General features: G+C 40.7%; 11 protein-coding genes and 1 tRNA gene. 11 read left to right on the forward strand and 1 reads right to left on the reverse strand.

The features are described 5' to 3' along the window. Nucleotides 1–403 precede the first annotated feature (403 nt). The 7 genes from DVR12_RS20280 to DVR12_RS20310 all read left to right on the forward strand — a co-directional run bounded on the left by DVR12_RS20280 (nucleotide 404) and on the right by DVR12_RS20310 (nucleotide 12,703). Nucleotides 404–1,180, forward strand: a complete 777-nt coding sequence (locus tag DVR12_RS20280; protein WP_116977623.1) for a type 1 glutamine amidotransferase domain-containing protein — start codon at nucleotides 404–406, stop codon at nucleotides 1,178–1,180. A gap of 87 nt (nucleotides 1,181–1,267) precedes the next feature. Then, nucleotides 1,268–2,266, forward strand: coding sequence for an LLM class flavin-dependent oxidoreductase (locus tag DVR12_RS20285; protein ID WP_116977624.1), 999 nt, complete (start codon nucleotides 1,268–1,270; stop codon nucleotides 2,264–2,266). A 163-nt stretch (nucleotides 2,267–2,429) separates the two neighbouring features. Further along, nucleotides 2,430–4,904, forward strand: a complete 2,475-nt coding sequence (locus DVR12_RS20290; protein ID WP_116977625.1) for a Kelch repeat-containing protein — start codon at nucleotides 2,430–2,432, stop codon at nucleotides 4,902–4,904. A gap of 164 nt (nucleotides 4,905–5,068) precedes the next feature. Then, entirely contained in the window at nucleotides 5,069–6,148 is a 1,080-nt protein-coding gene (locus DVR12_RS20295; RefSeq protein ID WP_199417161.1) for a LamG domain-containing protein, read from the forward strand. Between the two features lie 30 nt (nucleotides 6,149–6,178). Then, on the forward strand, nucleotides 6,179–9,172 hold the full coding sequence (locus DVR12_RS20300) for a SusC/RagA family TonB-linked outer membrane protein (RefSeq protein ID WP_116977627.1): 2,994 nt from the start codon (nucleotides 6,179–6,181) through the stop codon (nucleotides 9,170–9,172). Nucleotides 9,173–9,190: 18 nt separating this feature from the next. Next, nucleotides 9,191–10,843: a RagB/SusD family nutrient uptake outer membrane protein gene (locus DVR12_RS20305; protein WP_116977628.1), complete on the forward strand. Its 1,653-nt coding sequence runs from the start codon at nucleotides 9,191–9,193 to the stop codon at nucleotides 10,841–10,843. A gap of 39 nt (nucleotides 10,844–10,882) precedes the next feature. Beyond that, nucleotides 10,883–12,703 carry a GxGYxYP domain-containing protein gene (locus tag DVR12_RS20310; RefSeq protein WP_158563316.1) on the forward strand — a complete coding sequence of 607 codons (1,821 nt, stop codon included), beginning with the start codon at nucleotides 10,883–10,885 and terminating at the stop codon, nucleotides 12,701–12,703. 50 nt (nucleotides 12,704–12,753) lie between these two features. Here DVR12_RS20310 and DVR12_RS20315 read toward each other — a convergent pair whose 3' ends face one another. Next, nucleotides 12,754–14,697: a lectin-like domain-containing protein gene (locus tag DVR12_RS20315; protein WP_116977630.1), complete on the reverse strand. Its 1,944-nt coding sequence runs from the start codon at nucleotides 14,695–14,697 to the stop codon at nucleotides 12,754–12,756. A gap of 120 nt (nucleotides 14,698–14,817) precedes the next feature. Here DVR12_RS20315 and rluF point away from each other — a divergent pair, with 120 nt between their 5' ends. From rluF to DVR12_RS20335, 4 genes are all read left to right on the forward strand, one after another. After that, nucleotides 14,818–15,564, forward strand: coding sequence for a 23S rRNA pseudouridine(2604) synthase RluF (rluF, locus tag DVR12_RS20320; RefSeq protein WP_116977631.1), 747 nt, complete (start codon nucleotides 14,818–14,820; stop codon nucleotides 15,562–15,564). A gap of 24 nt (nucleotides 15,565–15,588) precedes the next feature. After that, entirely contained in the window at nucleotides 15,589–16,398 is an 810-nt protein-coding gene (locus DVR12_RS20325) for a hypothetical protein (RefSeq protein WP_116977632.1), read from the forward strand. Between the two features lie 66 nt (nucleotides 16,399–16,464). Continuing rightward, nucleotides 16,465–16,537, forward strand: a tRNA-Lys gene (locus DVR12_RS20330). 257 nt (nucleotides 16,538–16,794) lie between these two features. Next, nucleotides 16,795–18,057, forward strand: a complete 1,263-nt coding sequence (locus DVR12_RS20335) for a site-specific integrase (protein WP_116977633.1) — start codon at nucleotides 16,795–16,797, stop codon at nucleotides 18,055–18,057. Nucleotides 18,058–18,162 lie beyond the last annotated feature (105 nt).

Consider the following 18,162-nt stretch of genomic DNA (forward strand, 5'->3'; position numbering starts at 1 on the left):
TCAGGTGAAAAAGACAGGTAGGTTGATTGAAAATACTGCGGCAGTTCGGGTGTAAAATCCGGGTTATTAGTTGGACCGTCCTGGCCGCAGTATTCTCACTGGTAATAAGCAGAAGTTCTTATACCATTTATTATATCTTACTATTTAAATTTCTATACTCTATATTTCCGTTCATGGAAAAGCAGGCATAGCAATATTTTTCAATGCTAATACTTGTATTTCTCATGATAGTTTTACGGAAAAAATAAAAGATGTACAATATAAACAGGGTTAATTATGTTGAATATAGGAAAATAAACGCATTACCGATAGCATGATTCAGCTATAAAGATATATATATCTTTTATATTTAAATATATTTTTTCTAAGTAGATAAGTATAGTTTTTATTAACTTTCAGATTGATGTCAGTGTCCCCATTACCAAATATTAAAAGAAAAGTTCTAATACCACTTCCTGATTACGGTTTTGATCCTACAGAAGCTGCAATTCCATGGTCTTTGCTTACAGCCAATGGGCATGAAGTTTATTTTGCTACTCCCAGTGGATACAGTAGTATGTGTGACATGCGAATTCTGAGAGGTACTGGTTTAGGGATCTGGAAGCCATTTTTAATGGCCGGAACTAAAGCTTCCCTGGAATACAACTATATGTCGAATTCCGATACTTTTTGCAATCCCTATAAATATACCAGTTTACACCCGGAAGAGTTCGATGCGCTTCTGCTGCCCGGTGGCCACGATAAAGCCATAAAGGAGTACCTCGAATCGCCGATCCTCCAGGAAATTATAGCAGATTACTTTGTCAATTCCCGCCCGGTAGCTGCTATTTGTCATGGTGTTTTGCTCGTTGCCAGAAGTATGAATCCGCTTACCCAAAAATCCGTACTCTTTAATTACAAGACAACTGCTCTTTTAACAAAGCAGGAGCGTATGGCCTACCAACTTACCCGGCTCTGGTTAAAGGATTATTATCTTACCTATCCGATTTCAGTTCAGGACGAAGTAACTTCTTTATTGGCAAGCCCATCCCAATTTATTGAAGGGCCGCTTCCAATGTTGAAAGATAGTATTACCCATCCCGAAAGAGGTTTTTCTTTATTAGACCGCCACTATTTATCTGCTCGCTGGCCAGGCGATGTCTACCATTTTGCCAATGCTTTTCTCGAAATGCTGAAGTAAGTACAGCACTTACCTAAAGGATATCAGGCCCACCTTCCACTAGCTATTGTCGTACCTTTGCAGCTGTATTAAATGATAGATTAGCATATGAATAAAACAGGAATTAATAAGCCACTTTCAGTCCTGGACTTAGCTTCAGTTCTGGAAGGACAAACCCCCGCAGATGCTTTTCATAATAGTTTACGATTAGCACAACACGTAGAAAAATTAGGATATAGAAGGTTCTGGATGGCCGAGCATCATAGTATGATTAGCGTTGCCAGTTCAGCTACCGCTGTATTGCTCGGATATATCGCCGGCGGCACCAATACCATCCGCGTTGGTTCAGGTGGCATCATGCTGCCCAATCATGCTCCTTTAGTGATAGCCGAACAATTTGGTACACTTGAATCTCTATATCCTGGCCGTATTGACCTTGGTTTAGGCCGGGCGCCAGGAACAGATCAGATTACTGCCTGCGCACTGCGCCGCGACAGAATGAGTGCCACCAACGAGTTCCCGGAATCCATCCAGGAATTACAGCATTACCTCTCTGCCGATAATACAGGCCCTGTTAGGGCAGTTCCGGGAGAAGGGTTAGACATTCCCATCTGGATTTTAGGATCAAGTACAGATAGCGCTTACCTGGCCGCCGCAATGGGGTTACCTTACGCTTTTGCAAGTCATTTTGCACCAGCCCAATTACATGCAGCATTAAAAATATATCGCCAGCAATTCAAACCTTCAGAATTCCTGGATAAGCCGTACACTATGGCTTGTGTAAACGTAATTGCAGCCGATTCAGACGAAATAGCCAACCGCCTGGCGACTTCCTTTTACCAGATGTTCCTGGGAGTAATTCGTGGTAAACTGAGGAAACTACCGCCTCCGGTAGATAGTATGGAAGGTATGTGGAATGAGTATGAAGCCGCTCATATGCAACAGATGCTTAGCTGTACCTTTATCGGCAGTCAGAATACCGTGCAGGATAAATTACAGCAATTTATTGACCTCACTCAGATAGATGAGATCATGGCTACTTCTCACATCTATGATCAGCAGGCCAGATTGTATTCTTATGAGCTTTTGAAAAGCCTTTTTATATAATATTCAGATGAAAGACGCAGGGAAAGGAATTAAATATTCTCTCTTTGCGTCTTTTCTACTTTGCAGCTTTGCCAGAAAATTCTTTTAATTTGCAAAACAATCAAAATTCTGGATTATCGTTGTTTTGCGAAAAATATGCCTGCTGCTGTTATCTGTGCTGGGAATGACATCTGTCAAAGCACAAGGGTTATTATTTAATTCCAACGATAGTTTGCTGGCACAAAGAACCTCTTACGATGTTTTTTCTGGTACCGGCCCCGAATTCAGACAATCCTTCTCCATCAACTTCGATTTATCTATCTGGGATAGAAAACATTTTGGCTACATTTTCAGTTTGCGCGATCAGAAAAGTAAATCCTATAGCCTGAGCTATATATTTTCTGATGATCGTATCGGATACCTGTACCTGAATATTGATAATGAAAGCCAGAAAATCAGGATTCCTTTATCTCCATCCCGAATGGCTAAACGCCAATGGATACCCGTGCAGCTCAACTTTGATCTTAAAAATGATAAAGTGGTGATGAAGGTAGATAGTCAGATCTTTGTGGCAGATAAAATGGGATTGAATGAAACACTAAAACCCCGTTTGGTTTTTGGTAAGTATCAGTATTTCACCGATGTGCCAAGTATGGCAATTAAAAACCTTTGGATAAGAGGAGGGGGCCAGGAGTATAATTTTCCATTGAATGAATGGCAGGGGAGCATGGTACATACCCGCGAGGGCAAAGAATTTGGTACTGCCGAAAATCCCAATTGGCTGATTAATGATTCCTGGTTTTGGAAAGAGAAATACAAAAACAAGTTTTCCGAGATAGCAGGTTTAGCATATATCGATAGTACTCAACAAATATTAATCTATCAGAAACAAAAAGGTATTATCTACGATCTGCGTCAGGGCCTCGCCAGTGAAATTACTTTTCAGAATGAACTACCCGTTCCAATGATTCTGGGTAAAAGTCAATATAACCCGCGTGAAAACAAAATTTACGTATACGAGGCCAATAATGTTCCGATTCCCTTACCCACTATAGCAGCGCTGGATTTAAGCACACTTTCCTGGCAAACAATTGGGAAAGGATATATTAATGCACAACGTCATCACCATAATTCATTCTACGATAAATCACTGCAGGATTTATATCTGTTTGGTGGTTATGGCTCTTTTACCTGGTTTAATCAGTTCTTTAAGTACAACCCAACTGATGATAAATGGGAGGAACAGGCTTTTAGTGGCGATTCTATAATGCCGCGATTCTTTTCCGCTGCCAGTAAAGTAAATGAACAGAATGAGCTGTTAATTTTTGGGGGATTTGGCAACCAGTCGGGTAGTCAGATTGTAGGTGGTAAGCATCTGTATGATCTCTATAAAATCAATCTATCTACCAAAACAATTCATAAACTGTGGGAAATAACAACCCCTAAAGAGAATTTCGTACCCGCAAATAACCTGGTAATCTCTCCTGATGGCAAATACTTCTATGTAATATGCTACGCGCATCACATTGCCCGAACATCCCTGCAGCTTTTAAAATTTAGGATAGCCGACGGAACTTATGAATTGGTGAGTAGCCCAATTCCAGTTATCTCTGAAAAAATTGAAACAGATATTAATTTATTTTATAATTCATTTACAGAGGAATTTTATTGTGCCGTTCAGGAGTTTTCTGATGCCACACATTCAACAATTAAAATCTATTCTTTATCTGCTCCACCGGTTTCTTATTCCAGTTACGTAACAGCGAATTACGAAATTAACGGGTTTAGCACTTCAACGAAATGGGTATTAGCCAGCTTCCTCCTGACAAGTTTGGGATTGGCAGTTTACCTGTTCCGTAAACAACCCTACAAACCTCATTTACAGGAAGAACCAACACCAGATGAGGTTTTAACCCTCGATTTAACCGCCGAACAATTACCTGCCAGGGCTAATGCTGTGTACCTGACAGGTGAATTTGCTGTATTTGACCGAAAGCAAAGAGATATCACACACCTGTTTTCTCCAAAGCTCCGGCAACTATTTGTACTGATTCTGCTAAACCAGAAGGATGAACAAAACGGAGTATCCTCCAAACAGATTTCACAGGTTTTGTGGCCGGATAAGGAACCTTCCAGAACTAAAAATCTTCGGGGAGTAACTCTTAATAATTTAAGAAGTGCCCTGAATGATTTAGAGGGAATTAAGTTGCTTTATATTAATGACTCATATTGTTTTGAACGGACAGACGACTTCTTTTGCGACTATCTTGAAATCAATCAACACCTCCAGAACAAGATCAATGACCTGCATTCGACCTCTCCGCTTTTAAACAGAGGAACCTTATTGCCGGAAATGGATGAAGAGTGGCTGGATGAATTTAAATCCCGTTTTGCTTCCCTGGTGCTCGAAAGATGTCAGCATTCCATGAATCTGGCTTATAAAGCCGGCCAATTTGCTTTAGCCTATCAATATGCTACTATTATATTGTACAATGATCCTTTTCATGAAGAGGCAATTGCCTGTCAGCTCACCTTATTAAAAAGAGTAAAGGGCATGAATGCTGCAAAAAAGAGATTTGATGCTTACGTTCTTTCCTACGAGCAGGGTATGGGTGTCAGCTATCCACTTACCCTTGATAAAATTGATTTCGGGGCTTAATTTCCCTGAAATTGCCTGTGGTTAACGTTTTTTACCATTATTTAACCCTCTCTTTAACCCCTTTTTTAAGCCCCCTGCCGTTATTATTGTAACCGAAATACCACGTGTGAATCAATTTAAATTCCACCTGATACTATCATCCAATCCATTAAACCGTTATGTATATGATAAGATCCCGCATCCTATTATTAGGTTGTTTGCTAATTGGGTTTTTAGGTTGTGCCAAGAAGCAAAATAATGTAAGGGTGCTGACACTCGATTGTATGGAATCGAAAATCAGCAAAATCAGATCGATTTTAGACACTGCCAAAGTAGGAACCGATGATTTTATGTACCCGCAGCAAAGTGTAGACGATCTTCAAAAAGCCCTCACCGACATTCAAACAGGCATTTCCTATGCCAAAGCCGGTCGGTTTATTCTTCAGTATGAAGTAGACAACGTCTGCAACAAAGCCGATCAGGCTATCACCCAATTTCTTGGCTCCTACAATTATACTCTCGCGCCTGGAAGTGATGGGGAGCTGCTGGTAAATGGACTGAACAGAAAAGGGTCTATCGATTTTGGAGACCGTGCCGAATTCTCCAATAGTAACACTTTTACGGTAGAACTCTGGGTTAAGTACAATAAGGATTTCCTTGATTTTGAAATGGCAACTCTTATAGGTACTACCAGCGAAGGCCCTCAAAGCAACTGGCCTGATAATAAATTCGAAGGCTGGAATATCCACTACCAGCGTTCCGGGAATTTAAGAGCCAGTATGGGAGTAGGTACCGGCGTACTCGAGCAGGCAAAGGCTTTCCCTACCAATTATGGTAAATGGAATCACGTAGCCCTGGTTTGGGATATTAATGCTAAAGCCGGTGCAGGTGAAGATCGGCCTTATCACATGAAAATGTATGTAAATGGGGAGCTATTCTGGCAAAAGAATAATGATATCCTCGCAGGCGGAGTACCAAGAGCAATGCTGCCTTCTTCAACCAAAAAAATGCGCGCCTTCATCGATCCTTACCATCCCGATCGCTGCATGACAGGCTATATTAAAAAGTTCCGCCTCTGGAATGAAGCCAAAACTCCTGATCAGTTAAAAACATTAATGACTGCCGATGTTAAAGGCAATGAATCAAATCTTGTTTGTGCCTGGGATTTTACGGTAGTACCTACTGATCCGGATAATGTAAAAGATAAAACCGGCAAGTTTACTGCTAAAATTCAAGGTTCTTACAAATGGATGCCTGTTCAGTAATAATCAATCAAACATTCTAAAGTTCGCGCTATGATATTAAAACTGATAAGACGATCAGCCATCGTCCTGTCTGGACTTTTGCTAGCCTGCCCTTTATGGCTTGCGGCACAGCAGGCAGAAAGGAAAATAACAGGTACTGTGCAGGATTCCGCACATGCACCTCTTTCAGGTGTTTCCGTAACTATTGTCGGAACAACTAAAGGAACCACCACTGCTGCTGATGGTACCTTCTCCATAAATGCTCCTGCTACTGCCCAACTGGGTTTTTCAATAGTAGGATTCAAATCTCAGATCCGGGCTGTTGACAACTGGAACCCGAATGTTGCTGTAATTCTCCTACAAGACCCACGCTTGCTGGAAGATGTTGTTGTTATCGGATATGGTGCCGTAAAGAAAAAAGATCTTACCGGCTCTATTCAAAGCATATCCGGGAATACTTTGCAGAAAGCAATGACCGCAGATGTTACCCAGGCACTGAATGGTAGAGTAAGTGGGGTGAATGTGCTGAAAAGTTCCAACAGGCCTGGTGCAGGAATGTCGGTACAGATCAGAGGAACCAACTCCTTTAACTTCTCTAACGAGCCATTATATGTAATAAACGGAGTGCCTTCCACAAACGGTATGAGATACCTGAATGCTGATGATATTGAGTCGATAGACGTATTGAAGGATGCTTCTTCTTCCGCTATTTATGGCTCAAGAGGTGCAAACGGAGTAGTGATTATTACTACAAAAGGTGCTGGTAAAAAGGATGGATTTGAGGTTAACTATAACGGTTACACCGGAGTTAAAACCGCTGCCAGAGTACCTGATATGATCGGTTCCATGAACAAGGGGCTCGACTATGTAGATTACAGGGTTGCCTTGTGGAGCAATAAATATGGTCCTTCTTCTTTATCACGCCCCGATTTCCTGACAGATAAAGAAAAAGACAGAATCAGGTACGGTGAGTATTACGATTGGGCCAGGGAAATACTGCATACCGGAACAATCAATAGTCATAACCTATCCGCAGCCGGTGGTACCGATAAAACATCTTACTCTTTCGGTATCGGATATTTCAATGATGAAGGTATTATTGGAAAAGAGAACTTCAATAGGTTGACAGCCAACTTAGGATTGGAACAACGTTTCAATAAGCATATCAAGACAGGCATAAATGCTTATCTATCTAAAGTAAAAATAAATGAAGGGTCGGCAGAAGCACTCATCAATGCTTATTTCCTGCCGCCAATTGTAAGTCCATTTGCCGAAGATGGTAGCCTGTTGTTTAAAGTGCAGCCAACTTCCAGCAAAATCAATCCAATCATCGATATGCAAAATGATATTCGTGAACGGAATGAAATGCATGCCAATGCTGCTGCATTTCTTGAAATCACGCCGGTTGAATGGATTAGCTTCAAAACACAAATAGCTACTCAATACGATAGTTATGTACTTGGAAACTATAAAGGAACCTTCACCCAGGCTAAAGCAGGAGTGAATACACCGGAAGCTTCAAAATATAATGGATCAGATTTCAATTATGTATGGGACAACATTCTTACCATCCGTAAAACCTTGGCTACTGATCATAAAATACATTTCATCGGTTTATTCAGTGCTCAAAAAGATACACATGAAAGTGGTGGGATGACCGGAGAAGGACTACCTTATAATTCTCTCTGGCATGCCATTCAAACTGCCGATCAGATTAGAAATGTTACTTCCAATTATTGGGAGTCGTCGATGTTATCGATGATGGGGCGTTTGAATTATACTTTTAAAGATAAATATCTTTTTACAGTTACAACCCGCTATGATGGCTCATCCCGTTTGGCTAAAGGCAATCGCTGGGGCTTAATGCCTTCAGCTGCAATTGGCTGGCAGGTGAAAGAAGAAGAGTTCCTGAAATCAGTAGATGCCATCAGTGATCTGAAATTACGTCTCAGCTACGGTAAAACCGGTAATAATAATGTGCGCAATGATGTGACCATGACGCGCCTGGCAATGTCTAAATATAACTTCGGGGATCAGGGAGTAATAGGTTTTGGCCGCGGTGCTGAAATTGGAAACCCTGATCTGAGATGGGAAATGACGTCTGAATTAAACTTTGGTATTGATTTCGGATTTCTGCAAAACAGGATCAAAGGTACGCTCGATATTTATAACAGAACAACCAAAGACCTGATTTTCGAGAGAAAAGTAGCTAATATAAATGGATATAGTTCTTTCCTTGAAAACGTTGGCAGTACCGGAAATAAAGGGGTAGAACTTGGACTTAGCACCATAAATATTCGTAATAAAGATTTCTCATGGAAAACAGATCTGACTTTTAGCAGAAACAAAAACAGGATCATCGATCTGTATGGAGATAAAAAAGATGATGTTGCAAACAGATGGTTTATTGGTCAGCCTATGAGAGTAATTTATGATTATAAGTTCCTTGGAATCTGGCAGGAGAGCGAGAAAGAGGAAGCAGCAAAATATGGTAAAGCGCCGGGCCACATTAAAATTCTTGACGTGAATAATGATGGGTCTTTCGACGAAAGGGATATGCAGGTACTGGGTTCTCCAAATCCCGACTGGACAGGTGGTATTACCAATAGTTTCAACTATCGCAATTTCGATTTATCGTTCTTCGTATATGCGAGAGTAGGCGGATTATACAATGATCAATTTACCTATATGTTTACAGCCTGGGATAATGAGCATTGGAATAAACTGAATGTCAAATACTGGACACCGGAAAATAAAAGCAATGAATATCCGGGTGTTGGTGCTGTTTCTCTGCATACTCAGGTGTTAGGTAATATCAGGGGTACATTTGTTAAACTTCAGAATGCTACATTCGGATATACTTTGCCTGCCAGCATTACACAACGCTGGAGGATCAAAAATCTCAGAGTATACAGCAACGTGCAGAATATACTGACCTTCTCCAAATATCTAGGTTCAGATCCTGAATCTATCGGAGAAGATCCATATAACAATCTTTCTATTATGCCAAGAATTTATACCCTGGGCTTAAACCTTACTTTATAACCAATGAATTCCATGAACATGAATAAGGTATTTTTATCAATAGGGCTGATGGGGGTAATGTTACTGGGAAGTACTGGTTGCAGTAAGTTCCTGGATACAGCCAACCCGTCTTATACTACAGAAGATCTATATAAAACTAAAACAGGTATCGATAAATTATTAATCGATATCTACTCAAAATTGCGTAATCACTATAATACTGGTCAGTTACAATATTGGGGAACCGATATTTATATGGCAGCAGAGGATAATCCGGATTCCAAAATGTTCAATGCCTACGATAAGAGCTTTAACAGCACTGCCGGCATTGTAGGTGGATACTGGAATAATCTATATAAGATGGTGCAGGAAGCCAATATGCTTTTGGCTCGTATTAAACCGGATATGGAAGGAATGAATACAGCTTCCTATAATGCCACAGTTGCTGAAACGAAGTTTCTAAGAGCATTGGCATATTATTATTTGGTTGAAACCTTTGGACCTGTTCCTTTATTAACTACTGAAACTACAGACCCAATAACCACTGTAGAACGTACTTCAGAAACAGCTATTTATGATTTTCTGGTAGCTGAATTAAAAGCAGCACAGAAAGTACTGCCAGTTAAAAGTACTGCAAGAGGAAGAGTGAATGATGCTGCTGTGAATACACTGCTGGGTAAGGTTTATCTGACAAGGGCATATAAATCATTTAAACAATCAACTGATTTTACCAATGCAGCAGCGGCTTTTGATGCTGTGATCAATGATCCGGAGCATGTATATGATTTATTGCCTGTTTTTGAAGATGTATTTAATGAAAATAATCAAAACAACAGGGAAATAATTTTTGCGGTACAATATTCAGCAGATAAGAATTTTACGGGAGGAGGAAATCCGCAGCAGGGTTATTTTGGATTTTGTATTACCTGCTTCTATCCTGATATGTTTTCAGAAGTACAGAAAGATTACTCGTACATGCAGCGCCAGTTTTGGGTTAATCCAAAAGCACATGAATTGTATAGCAATCCTTCGATTGATGCAAGATATGAAGCTACTTTTCAGAGAACATTTACCATCAACAATCCGGAAAACAGCAATACAGGTAAAACAGGATTGTATTTTCCTGTGTGGAATGATGAATCCGGTGATCAGCATAATGCGGCCATCTTTATCCCATTCAAGGATGAAGAAGGTAACTACCTCTGGTATCCGCAGGCTGCAGGATATAAAGATCTGGCCAAGGGTACAGATAAAATGCCTGTCGTAAAGAAGTTCAAGGATACCAAGATGCAATGGCAGGGCCCTGGAACCAGAGAGGCTGTTGTATATCGAATGGGAGATCTGTATCTTTTATCTGCAGAAGCACATTTAGGTGCTGGAAACAATGGAATAGCATTGCAAAGAGTAAATGCAATTCGCAGAAGAGCAGCCGCTAACGATAACGTACGTACGCAAATGGAATTTGGAACTCTGGATCTCAACATTATTCTGGATGAAAGAGCAAGAGAACTAATGGGAGAATATGACAGATGGTTTGATCTTAAGAGAACAGGAAAGCTAATTGAAAGAACATTAGCCTACAATCCTCAGGCTAAAAGTGCGGGCAATCTGAATGCCAATCATCTTTTGCGTCCGATTCCTCAGGATGAAATTAACAAGTTGAAAGGTTTAGGACAAAACACAGGCTACTAAAACTTTTGCATCAACCTTAAACAAAATCAAATGAAAATAATGACAATAATATATGGATTAGTACTTGCTGCTATGCTCAATGCATGTCAGAAGTACGAACGCCCCGATCCTTCCAAACGTCCGGAACAGGTACCTACACAGATTTACAATGAAATCTACGACCCGTTTTCCGATCAGGGCCAATATTGGTTGCCACGTCAGAAAGCCGGTAAGAACTATTGGTTGGTAGTAGACTCACGAAGCAATAACAACAACGATGATAATAATTCGCTTCGCAATCATATTCTGGCTGAATCTATTATTGGAGTTACTGCCCTTGCCGTAAATGAGGGGAGAAGCGAAACAATGGTTTGGACACAGGACCCTAACTCCAACTATTCAGAGATTATTAAGAAAACAGGGATGTCACATAATGGTAATCAGTCGACCTGGGAGCTGATCCAATATCACGACAACGTGAAAAAGGTGATTGAAGGTTATATTCTCTGTGATGTAAACAAACAGGAAAGTATTACAGCGGCAACTGTAGCGGCGCATGTTTATAAATCTATTGTTGTAGATGTTAAATATGAAGATAGAGTGAAGAATATGGGTTATACCATGAAGTATGATGCACGAAATAAAACAACGGCAGATGCATGGTCGGAGTTTAAGGATAAGTGCAGCAATAATGCTTTGGTAATGATGCCAACTCTCACTGGTAACCAGAGAGGTTATGCCATCGCCAATAAATTAATGATGGTAAACTATAATAGGCAGTACCAGAATCCTGGTGGTGGAAACAACGAATCGCTGATTAAGGATGTAATGAATTGGTTGCAACCATTGTCGCCCGTTTTAGGATGGGAGCAGGTTGAAGAAAAACAATTTGTGGATCTGGTATCCAAATCGGGTAATCTCATGGTGCCATTCGACTGGGCATGGAATGCAACAATCATGTCGGCCAATTATGAGAATAACCAGGCTGGATTGGTGAAAGTTACTAATCCTCAGTTTATCAATTATGATAGTACTAAGCATTATACCTCGTTTTTGCTGACAGATGGAGATAATGTGCAGTGGATGATGAATGATTTTAATTCAGGAGATTTCTACAACAATCCATTGGCGAAAGACATGAATATCAGTTTTGGATTGCCGGTAGCAAATTTATCGATGATCTCCCCGTTTCAGTTGGATAAGCTGATAGGTCTGCAAAATGCCAAAACCTCCTTAATAGAGTATGGGGGCGGAGGATATTATTATCCGGATAATTTTGGAGAGAGTAAAAACAGAACCGAGTTATTAAATGCTATTGCTTCCAAAATAGGGATTCATATGCGTCAGCATAGAACCAAGGTGCTTGGATTGATTTGTGATCAGGTTACCAGTGCTAAATCCAAAGAAGCATTTCAGGCATATATTTCAAAAAATGATGAGTTGATAGGAATTGTAGCCTTGCAATACACTCCATATGCCGGCGGAAACGGAGAAACTATGTGGTTTAAAAATTCGAAAGGGATTGATATACCTGTTATAACTGCCAGGTATTCAATCTGGAACCATGGCGGCCAGAATATGTCAAACGAAGGTACTCCAGCCTATATTGCCAGCAAGATCAATAGTCTGGCTCAGGGAAATACAAGTACTCAAACCCTTACTATGGTGCATGCCTGGTCGGATTTTCGTGATATTGGAGATTCTAATGACCCACTGGCTGAAAATCAAAATGGCAATACGAGGGGGATTACTCCAATTCAGTGGTGTGTACGCCGGTTAGATAAGAAAGTGAAGGTAGTGAATGTTGAAGAATTGATCTGGCAGGCCAGAATGCAGCATAATAAGCAGCAAACCAAAGAATATCTTTCAAAAGTTTTTTAATCCTTTATTCCAATTGCAATAGCGACCCGGTATTTACCGGGTTGCTTTGTTTACCGGATCAGGGTTACAACCCCTTTACGGCTAAAACGGCGGCCGGTATAATCTACTCCCTGAACCATCCACACATAAGTATCTGCAGGAGCAGGAGTTCCTTTAATTTTACCATCCCATCCGCCCGGCAAATCGTTGCTCCTGAAAATTTCCTGACCCCATCTGTTCCAGATGCAGAAAAAATCAAGTTTCGGAACACCCGCAGCAATAACTCTGAAGATATCATTACGCCCATCATTATTAGGAGTAAAGGCGTTGGGAACATAGAACTCAGGGCCATTATAAACTTTGACGGTTATGTAATCAACATCCTGACATCCTTCAGTAGATGTAAGTGTAAGTTTGTAGGTCTGATCCTTGTATAACATGGCAACCGGATGATCGCTATTCGGATTATTTAACCCCATTGAGGGTTCCCATCTGTATCTCACTCCTTCCTGTAGCCATCCTGCCTGTAATTGTAATGGTTGTCCAACAGCTACGATCGTATCTTTACCAGCCTGGGCATATACATTGTTGACTCTAACCGGCACCGATACAATAGGAGAACTGCACCCTTCGGCGGTTATGCCATACATGGTAGCGCGATAAACACCGGTATCGGCAAATTGGTGGCTAACTATTTGCCCCTTTCCGGTTTTTCCATCTCCAAAATCCCAGACCCATTGGTCGATTGGCACGTTGGGCAATTGATTGGTACTATTGAATGAAGTGACGGTGCCAAGGCATACGTCCTTACCGGTTGCGGTGACATTCGGAGTACTACTGAAAAGAATATTTTTTTTAGCGGTACTGATACAGCCCCGATCAGAGGTAACGGTTAGTTGAATGGGCTTGGAACCAGGCATGGTAAAGGGAGGAGTAGGTTTGTTGCTGGTACTGTTGGTACCATCGCCCCATTCCCAGAGCCATTCTTTCGCTGCTCCGTATTTAATTTTTGTTTTGTCCTCCATCCAATTGTTGGTGCCTAAGCAATAAGGATTTGGCCCAAAATCGATTTCCGGATAGGTACCAATGGTAAAAGGAGCTTTCAGGGTATCGGACATGCATCCGCTATTGTCTTCAATTACCAGTTTAACTATATAATCTCCTGCCCCGGGATAGTTATGAGGAGGAGGTTTAGGATCGCCGGAAGTAGTACCATCTCCGAAATCCCACCACCATTTGGTGATAGTACCAAAAGAACTGGAGCCATCGAGGAACTGAATGGGGGTACCTTCACAGAATATTTGTTGTGGGTTAAAATCGAAAACCGGTCTTAATGCTGCACAAAACTGTTGCAGGTTTGATAAACCGCCAGTGCTACCGGCAAATCCCCAGAATACTTCAGGGTCTCCACCAAAGATATCATTTACAAGGTCTTTATCCAGCGTTAGCCGCAATTGGTTATCGATGCTCACTTCCATGTGTTTCAGGGTAGCATCCCAGTTGATTCTGAACAGATGCCATTGGCAATCTTCAATATTGTCGCTGTTTGCCAGAGCAGTAACCGGTCCGGCTAAATTGCCGGAACTATTATGGTTGGATAGGCCATTCATCTGAATGGCAACATGGTCGTAAGGCGGATCGTTTTCATCAAAGTTCTGGTACGTGTCGATCAGCACCCCCAAGGAAGGGGATATACCTTTAAAACCTAATCCCTGACCGGTTGCTCCCAGGTTTGTGCCTTTTGTTTGCAGTATAAAACCTATGCCATCGGCACCATCGGCATCTTTACAGCCAAGGAAAACATCGAATACATAGTTGAAAGAATTATTTAAATTGATTTTATTCTTATTCCATGCGGTACCGCTGGTAGTTTGGACGTCGGGAGTCAGCACATAGCAATTGCAGCTGGTTTGGGTAGCAGAGCCATTTAAAATATATGGCAAAACTCCCTGACCCTTAAGGGGAACGGTATTAAGAATAAATATACATAAGGTCAGGAGTCGTATAATTTTCATATCAGCGTGGAATTACCCAAAAAGCCGTTGGTTACTGATAACAAGTTACGCTCTTGTTGTCTAACATCAAAGCAGTTTTATGGGCTGATTTAACTATTTTGCGGCTGATTTAAGAGAAATATGGATATCAGTATCAATAAATATATCAGCGAAACAGGTTTTTGCAGCCGCCGGGAGGCCGATAAGTATATCGAACAGGGAAGAGTTACAATTAATGATAATATCGCTTCCAAGGGGAACCGTGTGCAGGCCGGAGATGTTGTTGAAATTGATGGGGAACCACTGAAGAAGAAAAAATCGACAGTTTATATAGCCCTGAATAAACCTAAAGGGGTTACCTGTACCACCGATCTGAAAGATAAAAGCAATATCATTGATTATTTAAACTACCCATCCAGAATTTTTCCAATTGGACGGTTGGATAAAAGATCTGAGGGGTTGATATTTTTAACCAATGATGGTGATATTGTTAACAAAATTCTGCGAGCAGGAAATCAACATGAAAAAGAATATATTGTAACCGTAGATAAACCTATAGATCTTGAGTTTGTGAAAGCCATGCGTAATGGTGTTCGTATATTAGGTACTGTTACTCAGAAATGCTTTGTGCAACAGGAAGGATCAAATAAATTCAGGATCATTCTGACACAAGGATTAAACAGGCAAATCAGGCGTATGTGCGAGGTACTTGGATTTGAAGTAACCTCATTGAAGCGTGTACGAATTATGAATATGACATTGAAAGATCTGGCACCTGGTAAATGGCGCTATTTCACTAAGGAAGAGATCACAAATATCAACGCACTGGTTGCAAGTAGCAGTAAAACAGAAAAAGGTAACCAGGGCAACGAAGGAATGGACGAATAGCAGTTTTTGACGAAATCCTATACTATGAAAATATTTATTCCATTATCACTTATCACATTGTTCTGTTCATGTAATCTTTTAGCGAAGAAGACAGATACTAGTTTAGCTAAAGATTCGGTTTCCCGTGGGAATTATCCTGTTGCAGCAGCCTACGCTACTGAAGCAGAATATACTAATCCAACTATTTTTCCAATAGATTCTTCCTATGGTAAAATGATTAGGGTAGGAAATTATCATAGTGATGAAGTAGAAGAGGGGGATACTGCCTTAACATATGTAGGTTTGTTCAGATCAGCGACTGATTATTATTTCAAAACAGCTCCTGTTTTCATTAATCATGCAAAAGATGCTATCGTAGATGAAGATGATGAAATTACCGGTTGGGAAGTGAAAACGACTCCAACTCAGGATTCAAGTATCTTTCTTATAGCCAACATGCAGCAGTTGGATGGCCAGCGTTTCAACGCATTAAATTTGTCTAAAACACAGATCCTGCCTGGCGATAGCCTTGAACTTTTTCTGGAGGGAAAAAGATATTTGCTCTATGCAACTGGCAATCGTGTAGGTGATTCCTATGAAAATTACAAATTGTTTTTATCGGCACAGCGTAACGGAAAAGCAGTGGTAGAGCTGCTTGCAGAGATTCTCAGTTTCGATGATCAGATGGTATCTATTATTTTGGCAGGTGATTTAGATGGAGATAAAGAGCTTGATTTATTGATTGATACCAGTTATCATTATAACCTTGAAGCACCAACGTTGTATCTCTCCAAACCTGCGGCAGAAGGACATTTGCTGAAGGTGGTAGCACGGCATAATTCAGTTGGTTGCTAAAAAACTTAAAATATTTTTGGTAGTTATTTAGAATTTTCTACCTTTGCGCTCCCTTCAACAGGGAATGATTCCGTAGCTCAGTTGGTAGAGCAATACACTTTTAATGTATGGGTCTTGGGTTCGAGTCCCAACGGGATCACAACAAGAATATCAAAGGTTATTAAAGCCGCTTAAATCACAGGATTTAAGCGGCTTTTTTGTTTTTACCAATAAAAGGTAAATCATACAAAACGAATCTGAAAGGATACAAAAAAGGATACACAAAACAGTTTTACTTTTAGTGTATCCTTTTTTCTGGTAAATGCTTATCAGTAAAGGGTTTTAGGACTTACAAACCGATGTAAAACAAACCAAACAAAAACAAAGTCAAACATCGGCACTAAAACTTTATGGACTATGAAAGTAAGTCAAGAATTATCAATCCTCTTTCATCTTCGGTATGATAATAATAACTCCGAAGGTAAGGCAACGATCTGCGTTCGTATTACTGTTACCGGTTTTCCCAGGGATGGGTTTTCACTGGGCTACAAAGTGGAACCTTCAAAGTTTAACAAAGATGCTGGCGCCATCACCGGTAAATCTGCAGAAGCAATTGAAATTAATAATCATTTGCAGTACGTAAAAAGTGAACTTATCCGCCATTATAATCTCCTGAAAGCAATTGATGCCACCGTAACCCCGACAATGATAAAGAATGCCTACAACGGTATAAACCGGGATAAGCGAACGCTTTTAGAAGTCTGCGACTTCCACAATGAAAAATTTCAGGAGAAGGTGGACAAGGATAAACGTAAAGGTAGCAGCATGAAAAAGTGGGTTACTACAAAGGAAAGGATTTCCGGTTTTCTCTCCAGTGTTTTTAAAATGAAAGATATTCCCCTGGGCAGGATTGAATATTCCTTTGCTGAAGATTTCTTCGATTACCTGACCTTAACGGTAGGTATCCAGGAGAATACAGCTATGAAGTACGTGAAAAATACAAAGCAGTTGCTGAAACTTGCCGTACAACGTAAATGGTTAAACGCTAACCCGATTGAAGGTTACGCCTGTTCCTATATCAATCCTGAAAGGGATATTTTAAACGCCCAGGAGTTAAGCGTACTTTATCATAAGGAATTTAGCATCCGCCGACTTCAGGAAACAAAAGACGCTTATTTGTTTATGGCTTTAACCGGCTATGCTTACAAAGATGCCCTGTTGCTTACCCGTGATAACATCGTGAAATTTTTCGACGGTGAAGACTGGATCGTTAAAAACAGGGAAAAGACTTGGTGTCGTGAAAACGTTCCCTTGCTGCCTATTGCAAAGGAAATCCTGAAGAAGTACGAAAATCATCCGTACTGCATCGCCAACAATGTTTTATTGCCTATCAATAGTAACCAGCGATTTAATGGTTACCTGAAGGAAGTAGCTGACCTGTGCGGCATAGATAAAAATCTGACAACCCACACTGCCCGGCACACCTTCGCTACCACTGTAACACTGGCCAACGGTGTACCGCTGGAAACCGTGAGCGCCATGTTAGGCCACAAGTCCATCCGGACGACGCAGATTTACGCTAAGATTGTGGCTTCAAAGGTGAGTCAGGACATGAAAAGTTTAAAGGCTTCCTTTAATCTGGCTATTCCGGAGTCCTTATTACTCAACGCAGTAGCATAGTGGCCTATTACGTAGGTGACCGGCGCCGGTCACCTACTATTACAAATCCGACATTAACAACTGATTAACAGAGTGTTATAATCTAAACTTATTTATTGCAGACCT

Origin of the sequence: Chitinophaga silvatica (assembly GCF_003419895.1) — a bacterium.
Classification (GTDB): Bacteria; Bacteroidota; Bacteroidia; order Chitinophagales; family Chitinophagaceae; genus Chitinophaga; species Chitinophaga silvatica.